Source organism: Longimicrobium sp., from assembly GCF_036387355.1.
Taxonomy (GTDB): domain Bacteria; phylum Gemmatimonadota; class Gemmatimonadetes; order Longimicrobiales; family Longimicrobiaceae; genus Longimicrobium.
In genome coordinates this window covers 1-9,117 of record NZ_DASVTX010000296.1, presented here as the reverse complement: position 1 = coordinate 9,117, position 9,117 = coordinate 1, and the positions used below count along the sequence as shown (strand labels likewise).

Annotated in this window: 8 protein-coding genes; all 8 read right to left on the bottom strand. The window is 73.5% G+C overall.

Features of this window, described 5'->3' with window-relative positions:
* On the bottom strand, nucleotides 1-1,260 hold a 1,260-nt coding region (locus VF665_RS12725), incomplete at its 3' end, for an argininosuccinate lyase (protein ID WP_331053803.1).
* On the bottom strand, nucleotides 1,260-2,492 hold the full coding sequence (locus VF665_RS12720) for an ATP-grasp domain-containing protein (protein WP_331053802.1): 1,233 nt from the start codon (nucleotides 2,490-2,492) through the stop codon (nucleotides 1,260-1,262). The genes VF665_RS12725 and VF665_RS12720, both read right to left, overlap by 1 nt.
* Nucleotides 2,489-3,550 carry a pyridoxal-phosphate dependent enzyme gene (locus VF665_RS12715; protein WP_331053801.1) on the bottom strand — a complete coding sequence of 354 codons (1,062 nt, stop codon included), beginning with the start codon at nucleotides 3,548-3,550 and terminating at the stop codon, nucleotides 2,489-2,491. Before VF665_RS12715 ends, VF665_RS12720 begins: the two co-directional genes overlap by 4 nt.
* Nucleotides 3,547-4,551, bottom strand: a complete 1,005-nt coding sequence (locus VF665_RS12710; protein WP_331053800.1) for a hypothetical protein — start codon at nucleotides 4,549-4,551, stop codon at nucleotides 3,547-3,549. The genes VF665_RS12715 and VF665_RS12710 overlap by 4 nt, the downstream gene beginning before the upstream one ends.
* 76 nt (nucleotides 4,552-4,627) lie before the next feature.
* On the bottom strand, nucleotides 4,628-5,632 hold the full coding sequence (locus tag VF665_RS12705; protein WP_331053799.1) for a hypothetical protein: 1,005 nt from the start codon (nucleotides 5,630-5,632) through the stop codon (nucleotides 4,628-4,630).
* Complete coding sequence (locus tag VF665_RS12700; RefSeq protein ID WP_331053798.1) at nucleotides 5,629-6,468, bottom strand: hypothetical protein; 840 nt, start codon at nucleotides 6,466-6,468, stop codon at nucleotides 5,629-5,631. Before VF665_RS12700 ends, VF665_RS12705 begins: the two co-directional genes overlap by 4 nt.
* Nucleotides 6,469-6,589: 121 nt before the next feature.
* Nucleotides 6,590-8,365: an ABC transporter ATP-binding protein gene (locus VF665_RS12695; RefSeq protein ID WP_331053797.1), complete on the bottom strand. Its 1,776-nt coding sequence runs from the start codon at nucleotides 8,363-8,365 to the stop codon at nucleotides 6,590-6,592.
* Nucleotides 8,358-9,117: ABC transporter ATP-binding protein (locus VF665_RS12690; protein ID WP_331053796.1), on the bottom strand; the 760-nt coding region annotated here is incomplete at its 5' end. The genes VF665_RS12695 and VF665_RS12690, both read right to left, overlap by 8 nt.

Sequence of the window (9,117 nt, the reverse complement as noted above, 5' to 3'; positions counted from 1 at the left end):
GAACTCCACGCCGTGCTCGCGAAAGAGGCGCGCCGCCCCCTGGTGCAGCGGGTCCCCGCCGTTCTCCGCTTCGGTCACCAGCGCGCCCACGCGGTGGTGGGCCTGCCGGAAGGAGATTCCCGCGCCCAGCACCAGGCGGTTGGCCAGTTCGGTGGCGGGGGTGAACCCCTTCACGGCGCGGTCGCGCATGGCCGCGGGCCGGGGCCGCGCGCCGGCCGCGCACAGCCGCGCCAGCAGGCACGCCTCCGCCACCTGTTCCAGCGCATCCCACACCGGCCGGACCCCTTCGGTGCCCACCGCCACCGAATTGCTGAACGGGGTGGCGTGCATGGCCGTGGCCGCAGCCGTAAAGGCGCCCAGCGGCGCCCCCGCCCGGCCCTGCACGTGTTCCAGCAGAAAGGCGTTGCGCTTCTGCGGCATCATGGAGCTGGAGCCCACCAGTTCGTCGGGAAAGTCCAGAAAGCCGAACTCCGAGGTGCTCCAGAGCTGAAGGTCCGTGGCCAGCCGGCTCAACGTGACGCCCAGCACGGCCGAGGCGGAAAGGAGGCGAAGCACCAGGTCGCGCGAGGCCACCGCGTCCAGCGAGTGCACCACGCCTCGCGAGAACCCCAGCAGCCGCGCCGTGCGCTCGGGGTCGATGCGCACGGTGGTGCCGCCGGCCGCGCCCGCCCCCAGCGGGCAGCGCTCCATTTCCGCCCCCGCAGCCTGTACTCCGCGCACGTCGCGCAGGAGCGCGGCCGCCACTCCTGCCAGGTAGTGGCCGTAGGTGGCGGGGAGCGCCGCCTGGTGGTGCGTGTAGATGGGCATCACCGTCGCCGCGTGGCGGCGCGCGCCGCGCAGCAGGGCGGCGGCCAGGCGCAGCGACTCGCGCACCAGGCGCTGGTGCACGCCGCGAAGCCGCAGCCGCAGGACGGTGGCGTTGATGTCGTTGCGCGAGCGGGCCAGGTGCACGGCGCCGCCCTCGCGCTCGCCCAGCCGCTCGATGAGGTAATCTTCGTACAGCAGGTACAGCCCGCGGGGCGCGCGCCGCCCCCGCAGCGCCGCGAAGCCGGTGGCCTCGAGCTCGTCCATCACCTCCAGCTGCCGGCGTCCCGCGGCGGCGCGGAGCAGTCCCTCCTCCACCAGCATCACCAGGTGCGCGCGGTCCACCTGCAGGTAAAAGGGCAGTTCCCGGTCGATCGCCGCCTCGACGCCGTCGCCGAAAACCACCTGCCGTGCCCGCGCGTCGAGCGGCCTGCGGATGCGTCCGGTGTTTTCCATCACCCCACCTCCAGCGCGACGCCCGCGGGATCCTCAACCCTCACGCGCAGCGCCGCGCGCCCCCGCTCCGCCGCCAGGCACGCATGGGCCGGGGTGCCGGCGCAGGCGATCACGTGCCCCATGCGGTCGCGAAAGTCGCCGTGCACGCGCAGCTCGTCGCCGGGGGCGCGGTACAGCGCCACCTCGGCCACCCCCGGGTGAGCGCGGGCCTGCGCCACTCCGTCGACTCCGGCCAGCCGCCCGTCGCCGGGCACGAACAGAAAACGGATGGAGGCGTGGCGGTGGTGCCGCGGCGCCGGGCGCGGCGACTCGCCGGCCACCAGCCGCAGCGTCTCGCAGATCAGGTCGATCCCCTGCGCGTGCCGCACCAGCTCGGGGATGAATCCGCCGGCGAGCCGCGGGTTCACCTCCATGGGCACCGCCCCGCCCTCCGACATGCGCAGTTCCCAGTGCAGCGGGCCCCACCCCAGCCGCAGCAGCTCCGTTCCCCGGATGACGGCGGCGGTGAGCGCACGGGCCACGTCGTCCGGCACCGCGGCCGGGTAGTCGTGCCCGGCTTCGACGAATGCGGGGGGGTGGCCCAGGTGCTTGCGGGTGATGCCGACCACCCGGCCGTTGAAGACCTCGACCGAGAACTCGGGCCCCTGCACCAGCGACTCCACCAGCACCCGTTCGCCGGGCGACGCGGCGAAGAGCGCGGCGGCGTGGGCCTCCACCTCGTCCGCCGAGGCGCAGGCGCGCACCCCCACGCTGCCGCTCCCGGCCACGGGCTTGAGCACCACGGGAAAGCCGGTTTCGCGCGCGGCCCGCACCGCATCCCGCGCGCTTTGGACGGCGTGGAACGCGGGGACGGCGACGCCGCCGTCGGCCAGCACCCGCCGCTGCCACCCCTTGTCGCGCGCGGCCCGCACGGCGACGGCGTCCGGGCCGGGGAGCCCCATGCGCGCCGCCAGGGCCGCCGCGGTGGCGATGAAGTACTCGGAACTGCTGGTGATTCCCGCCACTCCCGCCCCCCGCCGGTCGCGGTCGCGGACCAGGGGGTAGAGCGAGTCCTCATCCACCCGCGGAACGACGACCACCTCGGGGGCGCCTGCGTCCGCCAGGAAGGCGTATCTTTCGGGCCGGGCCGTCACCAGCACGGGGGCGAAGCCCAGGCGCCGCGCCGCGAGCACGAAGAGGCGCCCGGTGCCGCTGGTGTTGCTCTCGATGAACATCAGTTCGCGGGGGCTCATGCCGGCACCAGCTCCGGCGAGGCGGGCTTCTGCATCACCTCGGCGAAGGTGCGGCGGCGCCAGCGGTAGAACGACCACGGGGCGTCGCCGTCGTGCGGGCGGTCCCACTCCACCGGCTGGGCGGGAAGCGCCTCCAGCCGGGCGCCCTGCGCCTCGAGCCACGCGTCGTCGTAGACGGTGTCCTGGTAGCGGTAGCCCTCGTCGGGAAAGATGACCGCCGTGAGCTGGTCCGGGTGCTCGCGCGCCCACCACTCGGCCACCAGGTACGCCGCGCCGCTGGTGGGGCCGGCAAAGACGGCGTGTTCGCGGTGCAGTTCGCGGGTGGCCCGGAACGCTTGGGCGGCTCCCACCCAGTGCACCAGGTCAAAGGTGGTGTGGTCCACGTTCCGGGGCATCAGGCTGTTCCCCAGCCCGCGCAGCAGGCGCCCGCTTCCCGCGTCGCTCTGTCCGAAGATCACGCTGCGGTGCGTGTCGACGCCGATGGCCATGAGCTCGGGAAAGAGCAGGCGCAGGTACGACGAAATGCCGCACACCGAGCCGCCGGAGCCCACCGAGCCCACCAGGCAGTCGATGGCGCCCGCCGCCTGCGACAGCTGCTCGGCCACGGGGGCGTAGCTGCCGGGGTTGTGCGGGTTGGTGTACTGGCGCGGGCAGAACGAGCCGGGGTTCCGGGCCAGCACCTCCTCGAGCACCTTCAGCCGCGCGCCCTGGTACCCGCCGGACGCGCCCGTCTTTTCGACGATGTGCACGGTGGCGCCCAAGTCCTGTAGCCGGCGCCTGAGCGGGGCGTCGATGGCGGGGTCGCTCACCAGAAAGAGCGGATGCCCGGCAAGGCGCGCCACCATGGCCAGCCCCAGCCCGAAGGTGCCGCTGGTGGTTTCGGCGATCAGCCCGCCCGGGTGCAGCTCGCCGTCCTCGATCGCCTTGCGGACGATGTAGCGCGCCGGGAGCAGCTTCATGAGGGGGAACGACAGCCCGATCAGGTTGGGGCGCAGCCACACGATGCGGGGAAGCGCGAGCGCGTCCACGAAGCTGCTGTTGATCACTGCGGCACTCACGGCAGGGCCTCGGGGTGGGGGGCAAGGTCGGTGGTGAACTCCCAGCTGCGGTCGATCCCCAGGCGGCGCAGCCCGTCGCGGGCCTGCTCCACCCGGTCGGCCGCCTGCCGGCCGGGCTCGAAGAGGAGGCCCGCCACGGTTCCGCTGTGCGCCACCTGCACGCCCAGGGCGCGGGCCTCGCGCGCCAGCCGGAGCAGCTCGGGCATGGCGCGCTTGGGCCGGTGGCGCTGCATGAGCACGGTGCTGGCGGTGGCCACCCGCCCCAGCAGCGCCGGGTCCTGCTCGGCCACGGCGCGGCGCAGCAGCCCGCGCACGGCGCGGAACGCCTCCAGCTCCCACGCCGAGTACGGGCAGGGGGGAAGGGTGAGCGTCTCCACGCCGCCGTTTTCGGTGTTGAAGCCCAGCACCCGTGTGCCGGGAAGGGGGGCGCCCAGGTCTTCCAGCACGCACCCGCGGCGCTGCGCGAAGAGCACCGCCCGCTCGGGGCCGTGCATCAGCGAGTCCGACGCGCTCTCGGCGGCCACGGAGATGCGCGACACCCACTCCGGCGGCAGCACCGTGCCGAACGCGTCGGCCACCGCGGAAATGGTGGAAAGCACGTCGGTGGTGGACGATCCGCACCCCCATCGCAGGGGCACGCTCCCCTCCAGGCGCAGCGAACCTCCCCACCCGGTGCGCCCCAGCGCGTCCAGCGTCATGCGCGCCGCCGTCCGGGCGCGGAGGCGGTCGCCCGGCTCCACCGTCAGGGGACCGGTGGGCGTGGGGCGGAACCGGGCGCGGGTGGCGAACAGGGGGCACGGAAGGGTGACCAGCCCGTGCTCCAGGGTGCCGTCGGGCGCGTAGAACATTCCCTGCACGACCTCGCCGTGGTGCGCCCGCACCTCGGCCGCCCCGGTGCGCCGCGCCGACGGCGCGGGGGGGTACAGGGCCGGAGCCATGGCGAGGCGCGGGCGGGGCGCGGCGGGGGCGCCCGGATCGGGGGGTTGTGCGGCCTGCTGCATTGGATCGTCGTAAAAGGTGAATCCGTGGGTGTGTGCCGGGGCCCGCGGACGGTGTTTCGCGGGCCCCGGGCTCCGGTCAGCCGGCCTCGTTCACCACGCCCGCGCCGCACCACTCCACGACGGCCATGGCGCTCCACATCTTGTACTGCGCCTGGACCCAGGCAAGGCTGCGGGGCCCGTCCAGCACCTCGTCGTCCACGTCTTCGTTGCGCACGGCGGGGAGGTCGTGCATGAAGACGGCGCCCGGACTCCCCACGCGCTCCATCAGCGCCCGCGTCACGCGGAAGGGACCGAAGTGCGCCTTCCAGTCCGGGTCGGGCTTGCTGACGCCCATCTCCTGCCAGCGGCTGGTGTAGACCACGTCGTAGCCCGGGTGTACGGCGGCGAGGTCGTGCGTCTGCTCGACCCGGGCGCCGTACGCCCGCGCCAGGCTCTGCGCGGCCGACAGAACCCGCGGATCCAGCCCGTAGCCGGCGGGGGTGGCCAGGGTGAGCCTGGTCCCCGCGATGCGGCTCATGGCCAGTGCCAGCGAGGCGGCTGTCTTGTTCCCCTCCCCGCAGTACAGCACCGACACGCCTTCCAGCCGCCCGAAGTGCTCCAGCAGGGTGGACAGGTCCGTCAGCGCCTGCGTGGGGTGCTCGTCGGAGCTGAGCGCGTTCACCACCGACATGGCGGGGTGGGCCGCGAAGCCGCGCATTTCCTCCACGCTCTCGTTGGTGCGCATCACCAGCACGTCCAGATAGCCGGCCAGGGTCCGCGCCGTGTCGCCCAGCGACTCGCCGGTGCTGGTCTGCAGCTCGTTGGGTCCGAAGTAGACGGTGGTGGCGCCGAGGCGGCCGGCCCCCACCTGAAAGCCGGTGCGCGTCCGCGTGGAGGTCTTGCGGAAGTACACCCCCACCGTGCGCCCCGCGAGAGTGCGCGGGGCGGTGGGCGCGTGCTTGAGCTGCACGGCACGGCGGGCCAGGTACAGAACCTCGTCGGGCGCCAGGTCCAGAATGGACAGCACGTGGCGGCGCGCCGTGCCCGGCTCGCTGCAGGCGACCGCGGGAATGGGGAGAACGGCGGATTCGGTCATGGTCATGCGAATACCTCCTGGAATGGGGCCGCGCCCGCGGGCGCGGCGGGGGTCTGGTCCGATGCGGGCGGGGCGGCGGCGGCCTCGGCCTGCTCCGCTTCGCGCTCCACCGCGAGCCAGCGCGCGGCGAGCGGCGCAAGGTCTTCGTTGGTCCACCACGGGTGCTGCGCGTGCCCCACGTCGCCGTTGAAGATCAGGCGCCGCAGGCCGCTCTTGATGTGCACGATGCGCGTGACCGCGGGGTCGTACCGGCCCCAGGCCGAGTCCTCGCAGTTCCACTCGGTGCACGGGAGGGTGTGAAGGTTCAGCCCGTGGCCGCCGCGCTCCAGGAGGCACCCCAGGCTGGCCTGGGTGATGCCGCCGTACTTCTCCTTCCACTTCAGGTGATGCGGAACGTCGGCGTACATCGCGGCCGTCTCCTCGCGCCAGCGCTGCATGAAGGCCCTGGTTCCGGGCGTCACGCGCACGAACACCGCGCCCGTGTTGATGGGGATGATGTACTCCGGCCGGACGGTGTAGGCGATGTCGAACTCCCGGTCCCACACGTCGTCGATGCCGTTTTCGAAGTACGTGTCGGCGTCCATCAGCACCATGCGGTCGCCCTCCGCGGCCTCGTCGACGGTGCGGCACCAGAGGTCGAGCTTCTGCGTGTTGGCGATGAAGTAGGCCGAGCGCTCCGTTCCGTGCACCGGCTCCGGCACGGTCGCCCTCACGTTGACGATCCAGTCCGGGCAGTGCTTTCGGGCGGTGTAGGCGAGCACGCGCGCCATGCGGGCGTACTCGCTCCCCTCGCCGCCGAAATAGGTGGATTCCAGCCGCGGCCTGCTCTTGAGGTCGGTCATCCTGCACTCCCGCCGGCGCAGGGTGCCCTGGGCAGGGCGCCGGCTGTGTGGTGGTTGGCCGCCGCGCACGGAGGGTGCGCCGCGTATGCGGGCCCGGAGCCGCCGTGCGGCCTCCGGTGCGTCATGCGTAGCTGCGCGCCTGCATCAGGTACAGCTCGGCGTACAGCCCGTCGTTCAGAAGCAGCTCGTCGTGCGCGCCCAGCTCCGCCACTCCGCCCCCGTCGATCACCAGGATCAGGTCGGCCGAGCGCACCGTGCTGAAGCGGTGGGTCACCAGCAGCGTCACGGCGCCGCGGGCCGCGCCGGAGCGGGCTTCCCTCACGTAGCGCTCGAACAGCGCGTGCTCGGTCGGGGCGTCCAGGCTGGCCGTGGGCTCGTCAAAGAACACCACCAGCGGCTCGCGGCGCAGGAGGGCGCGGCCAAGGGCCAGCTTCTGCCACTGCCCGGTGGACAGGTCCACCCCCCCTTGCCAGCGCGCTCCGAGCTGGGACTCCAGCCCGGCGGGAAGCCGGTTCAGCACGTCGGCCCCGCCGGCGCGTTCCAGCGCGCCCCGCACGGCGCCGCCATCGTCCAGCCGCGGCAGGTCGCCCACGCCCACCGCGCGGCCGGCGGAAAGCTCGAACCGGGCAAAATCCTGGAAGGCGGCCGACAGCCGCTCGCGCCACGCCTCGACCCCGATCGTGGCCAGGTCCACCCCGTCCACCAGGATGCGCCCCTCGGTAGGCTCGTACATGCGGCTCAGCAGCTTGACCACGGTGGTCTTGCCCGCGCCGTTCTCGCCCACCAGCGCCACCACGGCCCCCGCGGGAATGCGGAACGACACGTCGCGCAGCGCCCAGTGCTCCGTACCGGGGTAGCGGAACCACACGTGGTCAAAGACGATCTCCGTGGTGAGCCGCGACGGTGCCGGGCCGCCGGGGCCGCGGCGGGCGCCGCGGGCGTAGTCCTGCAGCCAGAGCAGCCGCCCGGCGGTGCGGAACGACTCGCCCAGGCGCACCACGCGGCTCACCGGGTTGATGACCGCGCCCTGGACCTGCTGGGCCAGGTACACCACCATCACCACGTCGCCCGCGGTGGCCCGCCCGTGTGCGGCGCGCCAGAGCATGAGCCCCACCGCCCCCGCGTAGCCCACCATGAAGAAGAGGACGCCGGCGCTGTTGAGCAGGGCCGCGCGGCGCTCCACGGCCACCATGCCGCCCCAGGCTTCGGCCCACGACTGGCGGAAACGGGCCAGGATCTCGCCCTCCAGCCCGAACACCCGCAGCTCCATCCCGGCGTTGCGGTCCACCGTGAGGGCGCGCAGGTGGCGGGCGCGCCGCGACGGCTCGGCCAGGCGCTCCTCGGCTTCGCGGTACCACCGCTGGCGCAGGGTGGAGATGGGGAGCATGGGAAGAGCAAAGGGAACGAGCAGCAGCAGCCACGGGCTGGCCAGAGCCAGCGCCGCCAGGGTGCCCACCCCGGCCACCACCGCGTTGGCGGCGTTGATCAGGAGGTTCAGCGACCGCCCAAGCACGCCCTGCTTCTGCCGCAGCAGTTCCAGCCGGTCCTGGATGTCGGGGCGCTCGTGGTGCTCCAGCCCGGGGAGCTCCGCCGCGAGCCGCGCGATCTCGCGGTCAAAGGCGAAGCCCACGCGCTCGGTGAGCCCCACGCGGATCCAGCTGCCGGTCCACAGCCCCAGGAACCAGAGCACCCGCGTGGCGGTGATCCCCGCGGCGGCCAGGGCCAGCAGCCGCAGGTCGCCGCGCGCGGCCCCTTCGGCCATGAGCTTGAGGCACCAGGCAAAGAGGGGGAACCGCAGAAAGCCGATCGGCTCCAGCAGCAGCGCAAGCGACCGCCAGCGGTCGGTGCGCCACGCGGTGCCCAGCAGAAGGCGCAGCGCGCGCCAGCGCTCACCCATGACCCACCTCCTCCGCGGCCGCCGCGGCAAAGCGCTCGGCCTGCAGCGAGTACATCTCGGCGTAGCGTCCCCCCGCCGCCATCAGCGCGTCGTGCGTCCCGTCCTCCACCACCCCCCCCTCGCCGATGACGACGATGCGGTCGGCGCGGCGCACGCTGGACAGGCGGTGCGAAACCAGAACGGTGGTTACGCCCCTCGTGAGCTCGATGAAGCGCTCGAACAGCTCGGTCTCGGCGCGCACGTCCAGGCTCGCGGTGGGCTCGTCCAGGATCAGCAGCCCCGCCCCGCCGCGCACCGCCGCCAGCGCCCGCGCCAGGGCGATGCGCTGCCACTGGCCGCCGGACAGGTCCACCCCCCCCTCGAACTCGCGCGAAAGGACCGTGTCCCACCCCCGGGGCATCCGCTCCAGCAGTTCTCCGCCCCCCGCGTCGCGCAGCGCGCCCTCCAGCGCGGCGGTGTCGCCCATCGTCCGCAGGTGGCCGAAACCCACGTTCTCGCGCAGGGGAAGGCGGTAGCGCACGAAGTCCTGAAAGATGACGGCGATGCGCCCCCGCGCCTGCAGCGGCGATGCGCCGCCGTCCAGGGTGATGCGCCCCGCGTCGGGGTCGTACAGACCGCACAGGAGCTTGATGAGCGTGCTCTTTCCCGCCCCGTTCTCGCCTACGATGGCCACTGACTGCCCCGCGGGAACGTGCAGGCTCAGCCCGTCCAGGGTGGGAAGCCGCCGCCCGGGGTAGGTGAAGCGGACGCCT